This is a genomic window from Paenibacillus wynnii (genome assembly GCF_000757885.1).
In the GTDB taxonomy this organism is placed as follows: Bacteria; Bacillota; Bacilli; order Paenibacillales; family Paenibacillaceae; genus Paenibacillus_AQ; species Paenibacillus_AQ wynnii.
This window is the reverse complement of the sequence record NZ_JQCR01000001.1, coordinates 272045-293126: the sequence shown is the minus strand read 5'-3', so window position 1 is coordinate 293126 and position 21082 is coordinate 272045. Positions and strand designations below refer to the sequence as shown.

22 protein-coding genes and 1 riboswitch are annotated in these 21082 nt (G+C 44.1%); of the genes, 17 read left to right on the top strand and 5 right to left on the bottom strand.

Going from position 1 to position 21082, the window contains the following annotated elements; genetic code table 11:
* The first annotated feature begins 47 nt into the window (after positions 1-47).
* From PWYN_RS01465 to PWYN_RS01445, 5 genes are all read left to right on the top strand, one after another.
* Complete coding sequence (locus tag PWYN_RS01465) at positions 48-1238, top strand: cell wall-binding repeat-containing protein (protein ID WP_036647654.1); 1191 nt, start codon at positions 48-50, stop codon at positions 1236-1238.
* Positions 1239-1263: 25 nt separating this feature from the next.
* On the top strand, positions 1264-1971 hold the full coding sequence (locus PWYN_RS01460) for a response regulator transcription factor (RefSeq protein WP_036647652.1): 708 nt from the start codon (positions 1264-1266) through the stop codon (positions 1969-1971).
* A complete protein-coding gene (locus tag PWYN_RS01455; protein ID WP_036647651.1) occupies positions 1968-3377 on the top strand; it encodes a sensor histidine kinase in 1410 nt (469 codons plus the stop codon). The genes PWYN_RS01460 and PWYN_RS01455 overlap by 4 nt, the downstream gene beginning before the upstream one ends.
* Complete coding sequence (locus PWYN_RS01450; protein ID WP_036647646.1) at positions 3374-3580, top strand: hypothetical protein; 207 nt, start codon at positions 3374-3376, stop codon at positions 3578-3580. The genes PWYN_RS01455 and PWYN_RS01450 overlap by 4 nt, the downstream gene beginning before the upstream one ends.
* A 72-nt stretch (positions 3581-3652) precedes the next feature.
* Positions 3653-3844, top strand: a complete 192-nt coding sequence (locus tag PWYN_RS01445; RefSeq protein WP_036647644.1) for a DUF2933 domain-containing protein — start codon at positions 3653-3655, stop codon at positions 3842-3844.
* Positions 3845-3898: 54 nt separating this feature from the next.
* On the opposite strand, the gene PWYN_RS01440 is transcribed toward PWYN_RS01445, so the two are convergent.
* The gene (locus PWYN_RS01440; RefSeq protein ID WP_036647642.1) at positions 3899-4384 is read right to left on the bottom strand and encodes a DUF6803 family protein; all 486 of its coding nucleotides are present in this window, start codon (positions 4382-4384) and stop codon (positions 3899-3901) included.
* 186 nt (positions 4385-4570) lie between these two features.
* A riboswitch (cyclic di-AMP (ydaO/yuaA leader) is annotated at positions 4571-4702 on the top strand.
* A 4-nt stretch (positions 4703-4706) separates the two neighbouring features.
* Here PWYN_RS01440 and PWYN_RS01435 point away from each other — a divergent pair.
* The 3 genes from PWYN_RS01435 to PWYN_RS01425 all read left to right on the top strand — a co-directional run bounded on the left by PWYN_RS01435 (position 4707) and on the right by PWYN_RS01425 (position 6579).
* Positions 4707-5174, top strand: coding sequence for a C40 family peptidase (locus PWYN_RS01435; RefSeq protein WP_036647640.1), 468 nt, complete (start codon positions 4707-4709; stop codon positions 5172-5174).
* Between the two features lie 115 nt (positions 5175-5289).
* Positions 5290-5694 carry a DUF1801 domain-containing protein gene (locus tag PWYN_RS01430; RefSeq protein WP_205622725.1) on the top strand — a complete coding sequence of 135 codons (405 nt, stop codon included), beginning with the start codon at positions 5290-5292 and terminating at the stop codon, positions 5692-5694.
* Between the two features lie 333 nt (positions 5695-6027).
* The gene (locus PWYN_RS01425; protein WP_036647636.1) at positions 6028-6579 is read left to right on the top strand and encodes a YdhK family protein; all 552 of its coding nucleotides are present in this window, start codon (positions 6028-6030) and stop codon (positions 6577-6579) included.
* Positions 6580-6653: 74 nt separating this feature from the next.
* Here the strand turns inward: PWYN_RS01425 and PWYN_RS30250 are convergent, their stop codons facing one another.
* The 4 genes from PWYN_RS30250 to PWYN_RS01410 all read right to left on the bottom strand — a co-directional run bounded on the left by PWYN_RS30250 (position 6654) and on the right by PWYN_RS01410 (position 9152).
* Positions 6654-6788 (bottom strand): DUF6803 family protein, encoded by a 135-nt coding sequence (locus PWYN_RS30250; protein ID WP_276203398.1) that lies wholly within the window; start codon positions 6786-6788, stop codon positions 6654-6656.
* 78 nt (positions 6789-6866) lie between these two features.
* A complete protein-coding gene (locus tag PWYN_RS01420; RefSeq protein WP_276203397.1) occupies positions 6867-8012 on the bottom strand; it encodes an FAD-dependent monooxygenase in 1146 nt (381 codons plus the stop codon).
* An 85-nt stretch (positions 8013-8097) separates the two neighbouring features.
* Positions 8098-8541: a DUF3995 domain-containing protein gene (locus PWYN_RS01415; protein WP_036647631.1), complete on the bottom strand. Its 444-nt coding sequence runs from the start codon at positions 8539-8541 to the stop codon at positions 8098-8100.
* Positions 8538-9152 (bottom strand): TetR/AcrR family transcriptional regulator, encoded by a 615-nt coding sequence (locus tag PWYN_RS01410; RefSeq protein WP_036647629.1) that lies wholly within the window; start codon positions 9150-9152, stop codon positions 8538-8540. The genes PWYN_RS01415 and PWYN_RS01410 overlap by 4 nt, the downstream gene beginning before the upstream one ends.
* A gap of 181 nt (positions 9153-9333) precedes the next feature.
* On the opposite strand from PWYN_RS01410, the gene PWYN_RS01405 reads away from it, so the two are divergent.
* From PWYN_RS01405 to PWYN_RS01365, 9 genes are all read left to right on the top strand, one after another.
* On the top strand, positions 9334-9816 hold the full coding sequence (locus tag PWYN_RS01405; protein WP_036647627.1) for a DinB family protein: 483 nt from the start codon (positions 9334-9336) through the stop codon (positions 9814-9816).
* 380 nt (positions 9817-10196) lie between these two features.
* Positions 10197-11207, top strand: coding sequence for a LacI family DNA-binding transcriptional regulator (locus PWYN_RS01400; RefSeq protein WP_036647625.1), 1011 nt, complete (start codon positions 10197-10199; stop codon positions 11205-11207).
* A gap of 4 nt (positions 11208-11211) precedes the next feature.
* Positions 11212-13509, top strand: a complete 2298-nt coding sequence (locus tag PWYN_RS01395) for an AraC family transcriptional regulator (RefSeq protein WP_036647623.1) — start codon at positions 11212-11214, stop codon at positions 13507-13509.
* Positions 13510-13775: 266 nt separating this feature from the next.
* Complete coding sequence (locus tag PWYN_RS01390; RefSeq protein WP_036647621.1) at positions 13776-14696, top strand: ABC transporter permease; 921 nt, start codon at positions 13776-13778, stop codon at positions 14694-14696.
* Positions 14697-14709: 13 nt separating this feature from the next.
* Positions 14710-15651: a carbohydrate ABC transporter permease gene (locus tag PWYN_RS01385; protein WP_052087674.1), complete on the top strand. Its 942-nt coding sequence runs from the start codon at positions 14710-14712 to the stop codon at positions 15649-15651.
* 330 nt (positions 15652-15981) lie between these two features.
* Entirely contained in the window at positions 15982-17556 is a 1575-nt protein-coding gene (locus PWYN_RS01380; RefSeq protein ID WP_036647619.1) for an extracellular solute-binding protein, read from the top strand.
* 71 nt (positions 17557-17627) lie between these two features.
* Positions 17628-19022, top strand: coding sequence for a glycoside hydrolase family 30 protein (locus PWYN_RS01375; protein WP_240479652.1), 1395 nt, complete (start codon positions 17628-17630; stop codon positions 19020-19022).
* Positions 19023-19174: 152 nt separating this feature from the next.
* Positions 19175-19885, top strand: coding sequence for a DUF3153 domain-containing protein (locus PWYN_RS27725; protein ID WP_052087673.1), 711 nt, complete (start codon positions 19175-19177; stop codon positions 19883-19885).
* 121 nt (positions 19886-20006) lie between these two features.
* Positions 20007-21017 carry a ketoacyl-ACP synthase III gene (locus PWYN_RS01365; RefSeq protein WP_036647616.1) on the top strand — a complete coding sequence of 337 codons (1011 nt, stop codon included), beginning with the start codon at positions 20007-20009 and terminating at the stop codon, positions 21015-21017.
* Positions 21018-21082: the final 65 nt, after the last annotated feature.

Genomic DNA, 21082 nt, shown 5'->3' with positions numbered 1-21082 from the left:
AAAGTAGGATTAATAAAAATGAGAAATTACAAAACGGAGGGAATAACATGAAAAAGGTTTTAATTATAGGCACATTGACGTTGTTGATAAGTGGAGTCTTATCTGGCTGCCAAACAGGCAATAAAGCGCCTAAAGCTGAAACCAAAGAAACCAGTGATACTTCCGTCTCCGTACCTTGGATAGGCACAAAGAATACAACACGTATTAACACGTCCGATCCCATAGAGGCGGCGGTTCTGGTCTCTCGTACGCTTTGGACAGCAAAGACGGATAACAACAGACCCTCCAGTGTTGTCTTAACGGATGTAAGCAACTGGCAGATCGCTGCGGTAAGCACCGATTTAATTCATCATCCCAGCAATGGACCGGTTCTCTTTTTCGATAAAGAGAGTGTTCCTTCAGCTACTATGGATGAGCTTAAGCGTCTGAAACCAAGGGGTGCAGAAGGCAACAATGATATTCAAATCGTTATTGTGGGCCCTGTAGCGGCAAGCGTTGAAGAACAATTGAAATCTTTGAAAATGAAAACCGATAAGATTGCAGGTGACGAACCGGCGGCTGTAGCTAAGGCAATTGATGCCTATTATGCGAAAGCTGCTGGAGAGCTCCCTCAGGCTGTAATTATCGGGTCCATGGACAGCCCAGAATATACGCTGCCTGCTGTAAACTGGATAGCCCATATGCCTGAACCTTTACTGTATGTGAAAAAAGAGGAAATTCCTGCACCAACCGTTGCGGCACTGAAGGAGCGTGCGGGAAATGCGACTATCTATGTACTTGGTCCAAAATCAGTTATATCTGCTCAGGTTGAAGATGAATTAAAGACGTATGGAAAGGTAACACGAATAGCTGGGGATGATCCTTATGAAAACGCGATCGCTTTTGCCCAGTTTAAAGACACAAGGAATGAGTTTGGCTGGGGAATCGGTACGCCCGGACATAACTTCTCATTTACGACGACAGATTCCACTATGCTGGCTATCGCGGCGGCTCCATTTAGTCATTTAGGAAAACATGCTCCGTTGATTTTTACAGATAAGGATGGGATGCCGGACCCCGTAATGGAGTTTACAGCAACTCTTCAACCGAAGTTTCAAAAGTCGCCGGCAGAAGGTCCCTATAATCATGCTTGGATAACTGGTGATGCAAATACTATCTCTGCAGCAGCACAAAGTGAAATTGATGATATGTTGGAGATTTCTCCAGCTTCTGGCGGTAACCCTCATTCCGGCCATTAATCAGAAAATAAAGAAGGTGGGCATGATGTCGAAACTTCAGGTATTAATAGTAGATGATGAATGGAATATGAGAAACTTACTGCGTATTTATTTAATGAAAGAAGGATTTCGTATTCAAGAAGCTTCAACGGGTTTAGAGGCATTATCCATGATTAAGAAATATGAATTTGATATCATCCTGCTGGATGTAATGATGCCTGATATGGACGGATGGCAAGTGTGTAAGGTAGTTAGGGAGACCTTAACGGTACCCATTCTGATGCTCACAGCACGGACTGAAACGAAAGACAAGATTCATGGGCTTGGAATGGGTGCGGATGATTATTTAACTAAACCTTTTGAACCTGAAGAGCTATTGGCCAGAATCTATTCGTTAATCCGTAGATCAACGATCACTCAAGTCTTACAACCTCAGCAATGGGTGATAGAATTTCCACAGTTAAGCATTTTTCCGGATGCCAGGGAGGTGCGTATTCAAGATCTTACAATCGATTTCACCCAAAAGGAGTTCGATTTACTCGTTGTGTTAGCCCAGAGCAGTCAGCGTGCCTTTACTAGGGAAGAACTGGTGGAAAGGCTATGGGGACACGATTACGAGGGTGAGATTCGGGTTGTGGATACCCATATTAAGAATATTCGCGAAAAGCTGCAAAGGGCGGGTATGAGTTATAATCCGATTCAAACGGTTTGGGGAGTCGGTTATAAATTTCATGTTTCCGGAGAAATAGAATGAGAAGTAACCGGGTCGGTTTGAAATTAGGTCTTGTGATCATTTCGGTATTCTTGATCGTTATATTATTCTTGGGCTTTGCTATAGATAGAATGTTCACCAATTTCTATTCTGCCGAAATGCGGAGAGAAACGGAGGAGATCACCTCTCACTTTACGGTTATGGCAAATGCCGCCGATACTACATCGGAGCAAACGATGATGACCTTTGCGGAATTTTCAAATGTTAGTATTTTTAATATATTGGAAAGTGGAAGTGTAACCCTCCATTCAGGGGTGCATGATTCCACAGACAGAACCTTTATCCGGGCATCAGATCTTAAGAAGATTTTTTCTGGGGAAAAGGTTAGCTTACTGTATGAAGATCCATCGGGAAATCGTTATTTTGTTTCCGGGCAACCGATAACTGCTGGTGGAGTTATTACCTCGGCTCTTTATGTAATGTCCTCTACGGAACAAATGGAACAATCTTTATCAGGGGTACGAAACTTACTGATCCTTTCCGGTACGGGAGCATTTTTGTTAGCCTTAGGAATTACGTGGATTATTGCCCAAGTGTTATCACGACCGCTTCTACAAATGCAAAAGGCGACCCGTAAAATTGCAAGAGGTGAACTTGAAACCCGGTTGGAAATCAAAAGTAAAGATGAAATCGGAAGTCTAGCGGATGCCATAAATGATTTAGCGATTGATCTCCAGCACTACCGAGATACCCGCCAAGAGTTATTTTCTAACATTTCTCATGAATTACGAACTCCTATCACCTATTTGGAGGGATACTCCAAGGTAGTTAAAGATAAGCTATACGAAACCGAGGAAGAGAAAGATCGTTATCTGGACATTATTTATCAAGAGGCCGTAAGGCTTCAGCATTTAGTGGATGATTTATTTGATATGGCAAAGATGGAAGAAGGCAAAATTTCACTGGTATTCGAACGAATCGATCTTTCTGAGTTGGTTGAACAGGCCGTCAGGAAGGTTGAATTGAAGGCAAAGGATAAGAGCCTAAGACTAACCAACAGTCAATCTGGAAAGGCATCATTGGTTCATGCAGATGGGAAACGAATGGAGCAAATCGTACTAAATCTGCTGGAGAATGCCATTCGTTATACAGAGCAAGGGGGCATCGATGTTCATTTGGTGTATACCTCCAAACGGGTAACCTTAATTGTGGAGGATACTGGGATAGGTATTCCTGAAGAAGAGCTGCCTTATATTTTCGAACGGTTCTATAGAGTAGAAAAATCCCGTTCCCGCCAATTTGGAGGTACTGGATTAGGCCTGTCCATTGTGAAAAAACTAGTTGAGGTACAGGGTGGAGAATTACAGGTTTCCAGTAAATTAGGAGAAGGCACCCGGTTTGAGATACAATTTGTTCTGCTGCCGGACAATGGGGAGGGAAGAACATGAAAAAAATAGAATGGCTAATTGCTATTCTCTTCATGGGAATGGGTGTAATGTGTATGGCCCTATCGGCGGTTTCTTTCCGAAGCGAATCTCTTCTTCAATTTGGTGGTTATGTAAAAACATTTTTATTCTGTGCTGTTCTCATTACCTTAATTCTATATCTAGTATTGAAATGGATCGGCCTAAGCTGGATGAAAAAACAATGATTCAACATACTTTCTACACAGTCATTCATTACAATAAGATTATAAAGAATAGATTTATATAGGGGGTAACTTATGGAATGGTCTTGGTTAGTGACTCTAATTTGTCCGTTAATGATGATATTCATGATGTTTGGTATGCGTGGAGGTCATGGCCATGGGTCTCATAAGAATCAGGTTGATATTACACAAGTTCAGCAAGAGCTGTCAGAGTTGAAAGATCAGAATGAACTAATGCGCAAACAAATACAGGGGTTAAATAAATAAAATGCGAAAAAGACTTCGAAATGATTTCGAAGTCTTTTTAGTAGTCTTGCTATATTAATGGCCCATACCAGCCATTCCGCTTACAATTTCCGGATTAACCATACCGAAGATCATTGCGATATGTGCTACAACTAGAAAACCGCTGACGAGAATAAAGTGTAGTTTAAGTTTTCCTTCTTCAGATCGTTTACGGCCGATAAGTCCAAGATCAAGAAGAGCAAGAGGTAACAGGAAGAATACGCCGCTCAAGTAAAATCCAACGGCCACTACGTCTACCCAAGTGTGCCACTCTCCATTTACAGTTAAAGGAACAAAAGCAGTAGGGAACAGATATAAGAACACGCCTGTAAAATAAAGACCAGCAATGATGCTGCAGATTCTGTTAAAAGATTTCAAGCTGCCTTGAATGCTTTTGTTAAAAAGGATAAAAAATTCAGTTACTGTGATCGTTTCAGCCAGAATTACCGGTATCGCCATAAAAATGATTAGATTCCATGGCTGGTTGTCCATAAGCAAGGACATGTAGTGTGTCATGTTCATTGTTTAAATTCCTCCTTATATAAATTAACTGCAGGACTAATTATATGAAATAAATATGTAGAAAGTATGTAGAAGTAAATATGGACTGAGATAGGCCGATTATTACACTTTTGTTTCTTTTATAAAATCTTTGAAAGGATTGACAGATTCTTTCATGATAGATTAAAGTGTAATTAGTTACAAAATATTAACCAACTGCCGAATTTCGTTTTGAAAACGGGGGAACCAATCCGGGTGAATTATTCTTGTGTGCAAGAGAATATAGGGAACCTTTAACCGAATCCTCAGCTAACTCCGTAGGCATTGAAGGGAGAACAAGGTTCTGAAGAAAGTCATCTTATCTTTACTAGGAGCTGCAATCATATTCACTACCGCTGTACCCAGTACATTTGCAAGTGAGGCTGGGCTTGAAAGTGAAGTGAATCAGGTACTGGGAACACCGTATTTATGGGGTGGAACCACTTCCGCAGGGTTTGATTGTTCTGGATTTATCTTGTATTTATTGAAAAAGTTTAATGTGGATAATCTTCCCCGTACATCCCAATCACAAGCAAAAGTAGGAACACCAGTGACAAAAGAGAATTTGCGATCAGGAGATTTGGTGTTTTTTAATACCTTGGGTACGGGTATCTCTCATGCGGGAATTTACTTAGGTGATAATCAATTCGCTCACTCCTCAAGCAGTAAGGGAGTAAGAATAAGCAAGTTGTCGGATACTTATTACAAAGATCGTTATGTTACAGCGCGACGTGTTGTAGATGAAAAGAATTATCTTAAAATGGTAGACTAATTTATAGTAAAAAAGGACAAGCCTGTTTATGGGGCTTGTCCTTTTTTTTCAATAAGTAAATTATGTATGTTATAACTTATAAATAAACTATTTGCTAAAGGAAGGATGAACAATAATGAAGAAGTCTGGTCATGAGCAAGTCGTTGAATTTTTGAACCATCTAGAACATCCATTAAAGAAAGAAATTGAGGAAGTTCGAAACATCATTTTAGGCGCCAATGAATTCATTACGGAACATATAAAGTGGAATGCGCCGAGTTTCTGTTTCAATAACGAAGATCGAGTGACTTTTAATTTTCAAGGAAAAGGATTTTTTCGACTTGTTTTTCATTGCGGCGCTAAAAAAAATGAACATGCAGGAGGGAATGGAACTCTTTTTGAAGACACCACGGGTTTATTAGAATGGGTTACAGCCGACAGAGCTATTATCAAGTTTACGGATCGGAGTGATGTGGAGGCTAATAGGGAGAAGCTTGCCGCAGTAGTTACTAAGTGGATCGAGGTAACGAGTTCAAAGTAGATACTTTACCTGCTTATACACACTTCTTGATGCTACCCGTTTCGGAGGTAGTCAGTGAAATAGATGTATTTTACACACTTATTCCCAGCTTTTGGCGCTCGGATGTATGGATAGATGTACTTTGTGCAACTAAAAACACGAATATGCCGATTAAACCCCGGAATACCCAAAAATAAGTGTATAAAGTGCAATTAAACACCCCAAAGTGTGCTAAGGGAGAAATATAAGTGTACGTTGTGCAACTATATATATTAACCCTCCGTCTTTATCACTCTAAGTGGGTAATCATTTGTATAAGAATAAATTTAAGGAAAAGAGAGGTATTGTATACAAATGAAAAAACGAGTGTTGTTTATTCGAATGTTCTTCATTGTAGTTGCTGCCATTTTTGCTCTAGCCGGATGTGGAAATAACCCAAGCCAACAACCATCTAACATGAACCATACAGATATGGAGCATTCTACTTCAGGTGAGGTTCCTAAAGGGTTAAAAGAGGCGAATAATCCGACCTACCCTGTTGGAAGTGAAATGATTGTCCAATCAGAGCATATGCCAGGTATGAACGGTGCGGAAGCCACGATTGTGGGTGCTTATGATACGATAGTCTATGCTGTTTCGTATACTCCGACAACGGGTGGTGAACCATTGAAGAATCATAAATGGGTTATTCATGAAGAGATTAAAAATGCAGGTAGCGAGGCTCTGAAGCCAGGGGCGGAAGTTACATTAGAGGCTGATCACATGCCTGGCATGAAGGAAGCGGTAGCAACAATTGATACAGCCGAACCGACTACCGTATATATGGTTGATTACAATCCGACAACCGGTGGAGAGACAGTGAAAAATCATATGTGGGTAACCGAAAGTGAACTCTCAACAAAGTGAGATCTTGAGGCAAAAAATAAGATGTAAAAAAGACTTCAAATTTATATTCGAAGTCTTTTTGTTTACCTTTTTAATTATTTCATTCCAGGCATTCCGGCCATACCATTCACAATTTCCGGATTAACCATTCCGAAGATCATAGCGATATGTGCAACAACGAGGAATCCAGTCACGGTAATCGTTTCAGCCAATATTACGGGAATGGCCATATATATATTAACTACAGAACTGATTATAAGAAATAAATATGTGGGAAGTATGTGGGGAAGTGCTATTACTTTATCCTTCTATGAGCTGGATTTAGGCATATGGTATAACCAAGACATCTGCCTCTTGGCTATAACGGAAGGCGTGTGTTGCATCAGAATATCGCGTATTCGACAGAAGAAGGGATTCTCCAACTGAGCGATTTTCCCTATCCTCCAGGATGCTTTGGCAATACGCTGACTTCTCTGCATTCTCGCCCCTTCAATAGCAGTGAATGCAGATTGTAGGGTACCCTTCCGCTGCATGTACTCATAGAGGACGGCGGCATCCTCGAGGGCTTGGCAGGCGCCTTGACCCAGATTAGGGGTCATCGCATGAGCCGCATCACCAAGCAGCAGAACTCTATCAAAGGCAAATCGGGGCAAAGCAGGGGTATCCATGAGGTCCGTATGAATTAGTGAGTCTGCTGTGAGTTGCTCGAGCAGCTGAGGTATCGGAAAGTGAAATGCCGCGAACCGCCGCTGTAGTCCGGCAGGAGTGAGGGTCATCGAAGCCGGATCTTTATAGGGTGCATTGAAAAGTGCATAACAATAAATGCGCCCTCTTGTAAGCGGGACGTAGCCGAATCGTCCGTTTGCTCCCCAAGTCTCCGTGAAAGTCTGAGGCATAGTTTCTGCAAGCTCCGGTGCGTGAATGATCGCTCGCCAACACGTATAACCGGCATAACGCGGCTGAATTCGCGGAAGCAATTGGCTGCGGATCGCCGAATGAATCCCGTCGCAGGCGATCACGGCCCTTGCTACCAACATCTCACCGTTATCCAACTCCAGTTGGACAGGTTCAGTTGGCAGCGAATTATGAATGCGCACGGCTCTGCAGCCAAAGGTTACCGTCCCTTCAGGTAATTGCTCCATCAGAAGCTTGTATAGCTCCGGTCGACTTAGCGAATAAGAAGGAGAGGTGCCTTCGCCAATCTTAACTTCAGACAAGACACTGCCGCGATCATTCTTAATCTTATATACGTTAGCCGGATATCCTTCAGCTATAATTTGGGCCGTAAGGTTCGGGCTAAAACGGCTTATAGCCTCGAGTGCGTTAGGTGCGAGGATGAGTCCAGCTCCCAACGGCTTAAGTTCAGGGTAACTCTCCAGTACGCGAATCGGAATACCCAGACGATGAAGTGCAATCGCAGCCGCCAACCCAGCGATTCCTCCACCCGCAATCAATATTGGAGCGTCAGCTTCTCGGAGTTTAACAACGGTCGTTTCTTCAATATGAAATGTATTGTTAATCGTATTTCCTCCTCACTTATTAAGAAATTCCGAAGCAGGTGAAGGTGAATATAATCGCCAAAAACAGACATATCGGTGTATATAACAACTGATCCATAGTAGCAAACCGCGTCCCTCGAACAGTCTTAAACCATCCGACATAGCGAAAATCACCTATGCAGCGTAAGGTGAAAACACCACCAGAGATAGCGCACAGGTAAAGGTAGATCCGTGTCTCGAATCCTAATAAATCAACAATCAATCCGGATTGCACGGAGAGCGCATAGGCGACTCCCCCCAATAGGAAGGCAATGATTAGCGTAGCGATCTTTCCCGGGACAAAAACGGGTGAACCTCCCGACTCGTCCTCTCGGACAGGAACTGCCGCCGTGCTTCCGAACTTCCCGCCGCAAGCCCAGTAAATATGCAGAGCACCCAGCAGGAAGAGAAGGACGACGGCTATAGAGACGATGCTCATTATCATGCCCTGATACCTCCTTCTCTTGGAGCTAACCCAAACCAGATTAACTCGAGCTGCAGCTGCAATCGATCCCGTATCTCTTGGGTATTTATAGTGTTAGTACCGTTTATCGCTTCCATTAGGGAGTGGAAATAAACACCTTGTAGCAAGGTCGCTACGAGCAACGTATCCAAGTGAGGCGCCATTTCTCCAAGAACTTTGGCTTCCTCCAACCAAGGCAGTAAAGCAGTATGAAACTGTCTGATGCTTTCCATTTCTTTATTCATAAGTGCAGGGGTGCGAATCATCTCCGATAAGGCTAGGCGAAGTAATTCGGGATGCTCGCAGTAACGCTGTGTCAAATCGCAAAAGATCTCAAGCAAACGATCCTGAATTTGCGGCAGCACAGCATGCTTTTGAGCACTTTCCTGCAGCAGATCCATCTGTGAGTGTCCCAAGTATAGAAGTACGGCTTCTTTTTTCGGGAAATAATTATAAAAGGTTCCTTTAGCAACCCCGCTGACCTGCGTAATTTCATCAACCGTTACTTGATCAAAGCCCTTTTCGGTAAATAGCTTCATCGCGTGCATAAAAATATGTTCTTTGAGCGCTTGCTTACGTGAATTACGGAGCATGAGACCCTCCCCCTTTGAATAAAGTGACTTTGGTCATTAAATGACTGCGGTCATAAAATAACATAGGTCTAATCTGAATACAACCATTTTTTACAAGTTCGCCACCCATTCATCCTATATGTTACTATTCGGGTGAGAGTATATATACGAAATTACATTCAAATTGAAAAGGAGTGGAAAGATGGAACACTATTTGTTCAGACAGTTAGCATTTGTGCGGTCTCGACTCTTTAAAGCGGTAGAGGGAGTTACGGAAGAAACGGCGGATCGGATTCCTGAAGGGTATCGAAATAATATTCGTTGGCAATTGGGGCATGTCTATGTTGTCTGTGAACGGTTCGCTTTTCAGTACATAGGGCTTCCTCTTCATATGCCCGAGGGTTACAGGGAGTTGTTCGAGAATGGTACTTCGATGCTGAATGTGTCCGATTCCCTTGCCCTGCCTAATCTTCAAGATCTAAGGAACTTGCTGGAGGACCAGCAAGAGCGAATGCGCGAGGCACTCAACGACCGAATGCAAACTTCAATTGTGCCGCCTTACACCACATCTGGCGGAATGACTATGGAAACACCGGAACAGTTTCTAAGTTTTGAACTGTATCATGAGGGCATGCATACGAGTGTTATTAAGATGTACAAAGATATGTTATATAGACTGAACTAAATAACAACCTCGGAGTGGTAGTAACGAAAGGGAATTTTGGAACTGGAAGAGCGTCAGCAACCGCCCGAAAGCTTTCCGTAGGAAAGCTCGCTTCGAAAGCATAAGCTGTCTCCGGATTTCATCCGCGGACAGCGGTACAAATCAAAGAAATCGGGAGACAACAGCGGCTGGAAGTCCAAACATTCACTGTAGTAACTACCACACTCCCAACGAGTAAGTCTTTAATACAATCTATATAACAAGATAATGTCTGTACTAAGTTCTGGTTATCAAGAGAATTGATAATCAGAACTTTTTTATTGATCCGATTATTCTCTATTGAAATCGATTTCATTTCTCTCTATAATTGATTTTATCAAACCATGAAAGCGTGAACACATATGAGAGACAGTAAGATCATTGATGTGGCCCGGAAAGCCAATGTATCTCCCGCTACCGTATCCAGGGTGCTGAACGGAAGCCCTTTGGTAACAGGAAAGACTAAGGAGAAGGTGCTCCAGGTTATTCAAGAATTGAATTATACGCCTAATGCGATGGGGAAGCAGCTGCGTTCCCGCAAAACCATGACCTTAGGCGTTGTAGTAACAGATATTGGGGTTGCCTATAATGCAGAAATTATTAAAGGCATAGAGAACACTGCCAACGGACTTAAATATAAAATCCTAATCTGTGATTCGCAAAATGAGAAGGAAAAAGAGTTGGAGTTTCTTTCTCTTCTGCAGAATCGTACGGTCGACGGATTGATTCTAGTTACACCACAGCTAACGGATTCAGAGATATTCTCCTTCGCAGATGAGGATTATTCAATCGGAATCATTGGCCGCCAGATTAATCATCCGTTCATTCCATGCTGTTTCACGGATAATATCAGAATTGGCCGGGAGGTTGTGCAGCATCTGATGGAACAGGGGCACCGCAGAATCGCCTATATTAGCGGTTATGCTGATGCTCCTGACAGCATCGGGCGGCAGGAAGGTTACCGGGAAGAACTTGAGTCCGCTGGGCTGACATTCATACCAGAGTTAACGGATATTGGAGACTTCGATGAGCAAGGTGGATATGAGGCATTTAAGCGATTATGGGCTGATAACCAGAAGTTCACGGCTGTTTTTACGGCTAATGATGAAATGGCACTGGGTGTGTACAAGGCCTGTGCGGAGCTTAGAATCTCCATACCGGAGAGCATGGCAGTCGTAGGGGTAGATAATATCCGAATTACTAACTATGTCGAACCGAAAATAAGCTCTGTGGAACAGCCGCTGTATGCAATGGGCGCTTTGCTTGCTGAGAAACTTATTGACCAGATGAACGGCAGCGTTCGGGCGGAGCAGCAGCTTTTTATGCTACATTCAACGATTATGGCTAAAGGATCTTCGGTAAAAGGGGGATAGTACCATGTCCAAGGTGTTGAGCGGAAAAGAGAACAGGTATTATGGTAAGTTTTTTTCCGTTATGACCGTCATAGTCTTTCTTACGATTTCGATCCTATCAAGTATCCTGTATTTGAATTTTGAACGAATTGCACTGAACCAATCCTATGACCAGACGATGGACAGCCTTGCGCAGACTACGCAGGAGGCTTCCGTTATGGCGGTAACGGCTGCAACCTTTGCCAAACAAATTCACAATGATCAGAATATCGCCAACCTGCTTAATTTTTCAAATGTAAGCGCAGTGGATGTTTCAACGGCGATTAAACAATTAACCAATTATCGGGAAACGTCTCCCTTTATTGATTCGATCTATGTCTATAATGCAGAAGCCAGCACCTTTTATGTCAGCACGGATATGAGTGTCCCTGCGGTGTTCAGTGAATCGGAGTTTTATGATTTGGATATGAAAAAAATGCTCCGGCACATTGAAGACTATGAGACGCTGATGCCCATTCCCCGTAAGCTTCGGATCGAGGGACTGGCCGGTAATATTGCTGAAAAGGAACGGGATACTTACACCTTTTTGTTATATGATACGCTTGCCAAAAGCCCCCAAAGGAATGCCATTATCGTAAATATTAAAGAAACTCAGCTTCACAAGCATATTGACGGCTCGCTTACCAATGACCCGGCGAATACATTCCTGATCGATAAGAATGGACGTCTCGTATCCAACAGCTGGACTACACCGATGCTGACCGATATGCGAGGTACTTCTTATATTGATCGTATTTTGCAAAATGGTCAGTCTTCCGGTTACTTTGCCTCATCTGTAGACGGCATAAAGTCCCTGGTTACCTATAGCGAACCCGATTACTTGGGCTGGAGATATATACGTATTGTTCCGTATGCAGTGATAAGTGAGCGTATCGACAGTATGCGTTTCAAAACATTGTGGATTGCGGCAGCCATCCTGCTTGTAGGCTTAGCACTCTCTTATTTAGGTTCCCGGAAGTTATTCTCGAGCTTGAACAACAAGCTCTCTCGTCTCGTTAATCTGGAGTCGGAGCAGCGCGAAAGCCTTCAGGTCATGCGGTCCGAATATCTTCGCGGCTTATTGAACGGTTATACCAATACAGACTCTGAACGGGCAAAGGTTATGTTCGAGCGTTTTGGAATCAAGCTGGACCCTTCACAGCCATGCCGTGTCCTCTTGATCACTATGGATGATTATCGCTCTCTGATGGATCAATATACGACCGATGACCGAAAGCTGCTGCGTTATGGCATTCTTAATATTGCTCAGGAACTGTTAACCCGGGTAGGACGTTCAGCAGCAACAGCCGATTTGGGGGAGGACCGCGGAGCCATTATCATTCAGGCTGCAAACCCTGAGGAGGACGAAGGTGAAGCTTACCGCCATTACTCTGATCTGCTGCAAGGAGCTGTCACGGAGTATTTGAAGCTATCCATAACGATTTCATCGAGCATGAACGGTCTGGGAATACAATCCGTGCATTCCCTTTACCAACAGGCGGTAGAAGCGTCATTCAGTCGTGTATTCAGCGGTCCCGGCAGTTATATTGATGCAGAAACCGTTGAGCAGAACAAAGCTAAGCCTTACGAATACCCGCTGAACAAGGAGAAACAGCTGGTGGATGAATTAATGCTTGGTCGAATGGTTGAAGTTAAGCGCTTGTTCAATGAAATCATAGGGGCAACGGTTAACTTTTCCTACATCTCTTATCAGCTGGCAGTCTCCCATTTAACGTTCGCGGTTCAAAATGCCATTCGGACCATCCGGCAGCATTCATCGGCCTCAGAAGAACTAACCATTCCGTCACATCAATTGTATACGCACACACAGGTGGAGACACTTGAAGAGGTTACGAAGCGATATATGGCTCTGTTCGATCTTCTGGAGAAGTATATGGATGAGAAAAAGAAGAACAGACAGGATGATTTGCCCGGACGCATCAGAAGGTTTATTGACGAACGGTACGCCGATCAGAATCTATCTCTTGAAATGCTGGCGGATGAAATGGGAATGTCTGCTACTTATATTGGCAGGGTATTTAAGCAGCATACCTTTCAGACGATCCTCGGATATATCCAGGAGGTAAGGATGACTAAGGTTCGTGAGTTGTTGATTGAGACCGATGATTCGATCGGGGACATTGCAGAGCAGGCCGGGTTTGCGAACAACCCCTACTTTTATAAAGCGTTCAAAAAGCATAACGGGGTAACGCCGGCGGAATATCGCAAAAGCGGCAGGGGACAACTAAATGACGGCCATGAGGATGATGCTATTCTCGCCTAAGATTGGACTGCAGGGGTTGGAATGGGAAGGTAGGAGGACGTATCCTACCTTCCTTTTATTTTGCTAAAAGGCTTGATACTACTGGGTTGTGTCGGAAAAAGGGAGTGTGTTCGGAATAACGTAGTGCCGATTTCGGGCTAAAAGTGAGTCATATCGGGTATGGTTAGTTGCCCGCTTATCCGGCGTCTTCTAATATGGGAATTGCAGCCGAGGAACAAGCATAACGGCTCATGACAATAAGACAAGGTTGAGGAGGTTATAACATTATGCCTGGAAAAGGCGGGATCATTCGGGAGTTTAATCGAAACAAGGTGTTGTTTCTGATGGTTGCCCCTACACTGTTGTTTTTTATCATCTTCAGCTACATACCTATGGTTGGCGTATATTACGCGTTTACCAAATTCGATTTTGACGGGGGACTGTTCGGAAGCGAGTTCATCGGGCTGAAAAACTTCGAGTTTCTGTATAAGTCAGGTATTCTATGGAATTTGACGAAAAATACAGTGCTCTACAATCTGGCGTTTATCATTCTGGGTAACATTATGCAGGTAATCTGTGCCATATTTCTAGCTCAGCTCTCCAGCAAGTTTTTCAAAAAAACAGCGCAGTCGCTTATGTTTCTGCCCTATTTTCTATCTTGGGTGCTTGTAGGAGCCTTTGTCTTCAACCTGTTCTCCGATTTCGGGGTCATTAACACCATGCTGAAGCAATTGGGGTTACAGCCTTACGATTTCTACCTTCAGACGGCACCGTGGAAGTACATTATTGTATTCTTCAATATTTGGAAAGGGATCGGTTACGGGACGGTCATTTATTTGGCAGCCATTATGAGTATTAGTGATGAATATTACGAAGCTGCTAAGATCGATGGGGCTAATATATTTCAACAAATCCGCCGCATCACGCTGCCGCTGCTCATGCCTACCTTCATATTACTGATTCTGTTCAGTCTCGGTGGTATTATGAAAGGCCAGTTTGATCTGTTCTATCAAATTATCGGAAACAACGGCATGCTGTACGATGTCACAGATATCATTGATACCTACGTTTTCCGTTCACTGACCGTCAACTTCGATATCGGTATGGGAACAGCTGCGGGGCTCTACCAGTCCTTCTTCGGGTTCGTGATCATCATGCTTGTTAACTACATTATCAAGAAAACACGCGAAGAATACGCATTGTTCTAAAGGGGGGATAAACATGAGTACTGAGATCGAAACGCTGCCGAAAGTTCGGAGGATGAGAAAAAAAAGCACTAAAATCAAGGATGACAAAGAAACACTAATATTTAACCTTATCGGATATACCTTGCTGACCCTCATATCGATAGTCTGTCTCATTCCATTCTGGCTCATTGTTGTGGGTTCGTTCACGGATGAATTAGAGATCATTTCCGAGGGGTTTAAGCTCTTCCCCAGCACCGTATCGTTCGAAGCCTATAAATCTGTATTTAGTACGCCGGAGCAGATTTATCACGCTTACAGTGTAACTATTGGAGTAACCGTAGTAGGATCGCTGTTGGGATTATTTCTAACTTCAATGGCTGGATATGTATTGTCCCGTAAGGATTTTGCTTATCGCGATAGTCTTTCATTCTTTATCTACTTCACGACGCTGTTCAGTGGCGGACTGATCCCTTGGTATATCATGATGACGAAATATCTGGATCTGAAGGACAGCTATTGGGCTTTGATCCTTCCACCGTTGCTTAGCGCCTGGAATATCATCCTCATGAGAAGCTTCATGAAGTCTATACCGGAATCCATTGTGGAATCAGCTAAGATTGACGGTGCCGGAGATTTCCGGATTTACTGGAAGTTGATCCTTCCGCTGTCCACACCGGGACTGGCAACGATTGGTTTGTTTCTTGGACTTGGATACTGGAATGACTGGTTCAACGCCAACATGTTTATCACATCGGATCAAAAGTTCCCGCTGCAGTTCCTGCTCTATAAAATCCTGTCCAGTGCAGCGGTTCTGCAGACGAATAACGGGTCATATCTGGCTGCAAACGTCGTACCACCTACAGAAACGTTAAAGATGGCTGTCGCAGTCATCGCCACGGGTCCGGTTATTCTGCTCTACCCATTCGTTCAACGTTACTTCGTGAAAGGTCTTACTGTAGGAGCTGTTAAAGGTTAGAACCGGGTGACCGGCTGACATAGCATTTATTTTTATAGTACCTATATAGACTGAACTAAATAACAACCTCGGGGCGGTAGTAACGAAAGGGAATTTTGGAACTGGAGGAGCGTCAGCGTCCGCCCGAAAGCTTTCCGTAGGAAAGCTCGCTTCGTAAGCATAAGCTGTCTCCGGATTTCATCCGCGGAAAGCGGTACAAATCAAAGAAATCGGGAGACAACAGCGGCTGGAAGTCCAAACATTCACTGTAGTAACTGCCATACTCCCAACGAGTAAGTCTTTAGTACAATCTATATAGACAAGGTGACAAACTTTAAGGAGGAGTCAATTGTGAGAAAGAGAACAAAGAGATTAACGCTAGTTCTTATGATGTCTTTATTGATCTCGCTGGTTGCGGGCTGTGGGGGCGGAAATAACAACGGAGCAGCGGAAAACAAAGGTACAAATACGAATGAAACCAAGGCTACCAATGAAGGTGAAGCGGGTAAAGAGACACTTAAAAAGGTAAAGCTTACCTGGTATCTGGTTGGTGATGCGCATAAGGATCAGGATAAAGTAATCGCCGAATGGAACAAAATGCTTGAGAAGGATCTGAATACAACCATCGAAGTGAAATTTACGACTTGGAATGACTGGATGACCAAATATAACCTGTTATTAACCTCTGGAGAAAAAATCGATATGATTTTTGCCTCCAACTGGGCCGACTTCTACAAGCTGTCCAAGCAAGGCGCTTTTCTGGATCTAAAAGAACTACTGCCCGTGAATGCTCCGGTGACTTGGGGAAATGTGCCGAAGCAGGACTGGGATTCAGTTACGGTGGGCGACGGGATTTTCGCAGTACCTAATACCAACTCCGAGTATACACCGGATGGTTACGTCTATCGGGAAGATTGGCGTAAAGAATTTGCTCTGCCGGAATTTACGGATCTGGCTTCCATTGAAGCGTATATGGATGCGGTAAAAACTAAGAAAAATATAGCTCCGATCAACGGGGCTGCTTATGAAAACGTAAACCGTCTGTTCCGGTTCTGGAATGATTTCCAAATGATCAGCGGTGAGATTATCGGCGCTACTTCTTATGAGAACCCACGCGATATTAAGATCGTTCCTTTCACGGATGAGTATGAGGCTTGGGTGAAAAAAATGAAGGAGTGGCAGCAAAAGGGGTACTGGAACAAAAACTCCCTTTCCTCTAAGCAAGAAGCCGGAGATTTCATTAAGACTGGGCAAGGCGCTATTTACTGGCGTAACCCGTCCAGTGCGGGCGGCTTCATTAATGAGATCAAAGCCAAGGGACTGAAAATGGATATTGGGTATTTCCCATTCACCCGTTTCCACAACTATGTGATTCCTACACTCCCTATTGCAAACGGTATGGCGATTCCGAAGAGCTCACAGAACCCGGAGCGTTCACTCATGGTGCTCGACAAGCTGCGTAATGATCCAGCGTACTTTAACCTGATGACGTACGGAATTGAAGGCACGCACTGGGCAAAAGGCGAAGATGATAAGACGATTGTCATTCCGGCACCGGGCGTAGACCTGAACGAGACTCCTCGGTATGACATTGCAAGCTGGGGCTGGCGGTATGAAGGGAATATGAAGAATGAAAAAGGAGGCTGGGATGGGCTGGATGCACTGAAGGAAGAGTTCAAGCCAATCAGTAAACAGGATATTTTCGGGCCTATCTATCTGGATTATGAGCCAGTAAAAACCGAGTTGGCAGCCGTGAACCAAGTGTTCGAACAGTACGGTAAACCGCTTATGCTGGGACTGACTCCAGATATAGATGCTTCCTTAAAAACCTACCGTGAGAAGCTGAAGGCAGCGGGTGTTGAAAAACTACTAGCTTATGTTCAAGCGGAATCCGGTAAGTATTTTGATGAAAAAGGAATCCAATAAAATAAAGAATTGGGAAAGCGGCGAGGTTTTCGCCGCTTTTTCTAATAAATATTGAAGGAGAGATATAAATCGTGATTCATAGAACAGGAATAACAGACAAAGTGGAAGTATGGCTCAGTTCGGAATCGGCGCCTGGTGATAAAAGATGGTTTCAAGGCTCAGAAAAACTTACTCACCAGCTTAGCCGTCAGGCAGATTTGCATTGGACGGCTCCAACAGCAGCGTCAATAACGACCTTAACCGTCACACCGGACCATACCTACCAGGAGATTCTGGGAATAGGCACCTCTATGGAGGAGACGACGGTTCACAACTTGTCCAAGATGAGTCCTTCCGTACGTACGAGTATTCTGAATCAAATGACAGGTATAGGGGATCAGGGCATTGGCTTTAATCTATTCCGATTAACCCTGGGGACCTCTGATTTCACAGCACAGCCCTTTTACACTTATGATGACATCGCCGATGGCGAAACAGATTTCGAACTGAAGCAATTCTCCATACAAAAAGATATTGAACTTTCGATCGTAGAGACGGTCCGGCAGCTGGTGGCGTCTGCACCAGACCTTCTGGTGTTCGCCTCTCCATGGAGTCCTCCTGCTTGGATGAAGACCAATGGCAGCTTATTAAGAGGTCAACTAAAAGAAGGTAAGGAATACACCGAGGCACTTGCGACATATTATCGAATGGCGATTCAGGCCTATCTGGAGCAGGGCATTCCTATTTATGCGATGACCCTGCAAAATGAACCCCTGCTGGAAACGGATTATCCGAGCTGCTACATGTCTCCGGAGCGGCAGAAAGAGTTGGCGTTGGCCTTGAAAAGGGAATTTACGGAGCATGGATTGGATACGGAAATCTGGATTTTTGATCATAATTTCAGTAATGTCCGGGCTTATGTAACACCGATATTAAATGATATAGACGGGTTTGCGGCAGTAGATGGGATTGCCCTTCACGATTATGAAGGAGAGCCGGAACTTATGAGCGAGATTCATGCCGCCTACCCGGATAAGCCGATTTATCTGACGGAGCGTTCAGTATGGGGGACAGAGGGAGCCCATCGTATAGCACAGTATTTTCGTAACTATGCCAGCAGCTACAATGCGTGGGTCACTATGCTAGACAGCCGAATTGGAACCCATCAATGGCTTGGAACACCGGGGCCGACAATGTTCATCCAGGATGCAACAGAGGCAGATCGTTATTGGCTGACTCCCGAATATTATTTGCTTGGGCAGTTTACCCGTTTTGTTCGGCGGGGTGCGGTAAGGATCGAGAGCACTTACGGCTCAACCGATACCGTAACGAATGTTGTATTCCGAAATCCTGACGGTGGTGTGATTGCGGTGGTCATCAATCAAACCGAATCGGAGCAGGTGTTTCGAGTGTTATGTGAGGGGAATCAGTTCACGGCTGTACTCCCGGCGAAGATGGTAGGGACGTATTGTTGGAGGACTACTTAAGGTATTCATCTGGACTTATCCAATTATATGAAATTGTCGATTTTGCTTAAACTATGGATGCCTGCTCTCTATACCTGTATGATGGGTTTAACAGAGAATGGGCTCTATTTTTTTTGTTCAATTTATCTATGGGCTAACGAGGGGTGGAGCAAATGCTGTATAGTTGGCGAAAAGTTTCCATCTTTGTTTTACTGGCCCTTACGCTGTTTCTTTTATCCGGCTGCGCCAAAGGATCTGCACATGTTACCGTAAATAGGAACGGGAGCATTGATACGGCAGTCAATCTCCGTCTGGATTCACGTACACAATCAATGGTAAGCGGTAAGATGGATGACCTGATCACTAGATTGCAGAAGGTAGGTATTCCACTTCGGAAAAGCCAAGACGGCAGTTCAACAAAGTATCAATATCTGAAAACGTACGCTTCCTTTCAAGAGTTGAGGTCTATGATGAGCCACAGTAACAGCGATCTGGTGGATGCGAACGTGGAGACAACGGACAGGTGGTTGTATACCCGATATACAGTTGAGACGCAGCTTCATTTAAGCTCCTACTCCGATAAAATCCTGCAAAATATAGACTCGTCAACGCTATCGAAACCACTAGTTCGACTGCTGCTGCAGGGTTTCGCTTTTGATTTTAGTCTAACCCTACCTTTCGATGTATTTGGGGATAACAATGCGGCAGTGCAGGACGGAAGGACCTTAACCTGGCATATTAAAATGATCGATTCCGAACCCATTCGTATGGTGATTTACGTACCCAACTTTAGGAATATTGGCATTGCTGTAGGCGTTTTTGTTCTTTTTACGGCGGTAACTGTGATTATTGGGTTGAGAAGAAGAAGATTGAGGAAGTCATAGCTATTCTGAAAAAAAGCTCTAATGGATTGAGAATTTTTGCCTGCAGTTGCAGATCAGGCTTTCTCTTTGCTATAATTAGTACCAAGTACTAATACTAGATACTAATTTGAGGGGTGAAGGGATGACAGGATCTAAAATTACAGCTATCGGATCTTACGTTCCGGCTCAAAGATTAACTAATACGGATCTGGAACATATGGTGGAGACCAATGATGAATGGATTGTTCAACGGACCGGAATTCGGGAGCGCAGAATCAGCCGGCAGGATGAGTTCACCAGTGATTTATGTGTGGCTGCCGTAGAGGATTTGATCGTGCGATACGGTAAAAGCGTGCAGGATGTGGACATGGTAATTGTGGCTACCAGCACACCGGACTTCACCTTTCCCACAGTAGCTGCTATCATTCAGCATCGTTTGGGTATTCCTATGACTTCCGGGACTATGGATTTGAGTGCGGCCTGCTCAGGTTTTGTATATGGACTGCATACAGCCAACAGCTTTGTGGCCTCAGGGCTCCATCGTAAGGTATTAGTCATCGGTGCGGATACCATTTCTAAAATAACAGATTATACGGATCGCAGTACTTGCATCCTATTTGGTGACGGCGCCAGCGCCGTATTGGTGGAGAAAAGTGAAGAGTCATCGGGGTTCCTCGGCTTTCATCTGGGAAGTGACGGGAGCGGGGCTCAGCATGTGTATCGAACAGCTCTATCCCGCTCCATTAATGATATCGAGTTGATTGACTCACAAATGTTAGTTCAGAATGGCAGAGAGGTGTTTCGCTGGGCGATTAGAACGGTTCCTCAAGGTGTCGAACAGCTGCTTATGAAGGCAGAAACGGAGCTGGATCAAGTAGATTGGTTTATCCCGCATAGCGCCAATCTGCGAATAATTGAACCCATTAGTGAGAGAATGAACTACTCCATGGAGAAGGTTCTGTATAGTCTTGTGAACTTTGGTAATACCTCCGCTGCAACGATTCCTTTGGCACTCGATATGGGCATCCGTGAAGGCAAAGTGCAGAATGGCCAGAAGGTTCTGATGTACGGCTTCGGTGCCGGACTTACGCACGCCGGGTTGTTGGTACAGCTGGATTTGGATCAGCAGATATCTGATCCTACCCCTTTATAAGTAGCTTGAGTAAGGACCGAAAATAAATACCCATATTCAGAGAAAGATTACTTGATATGTTAAAT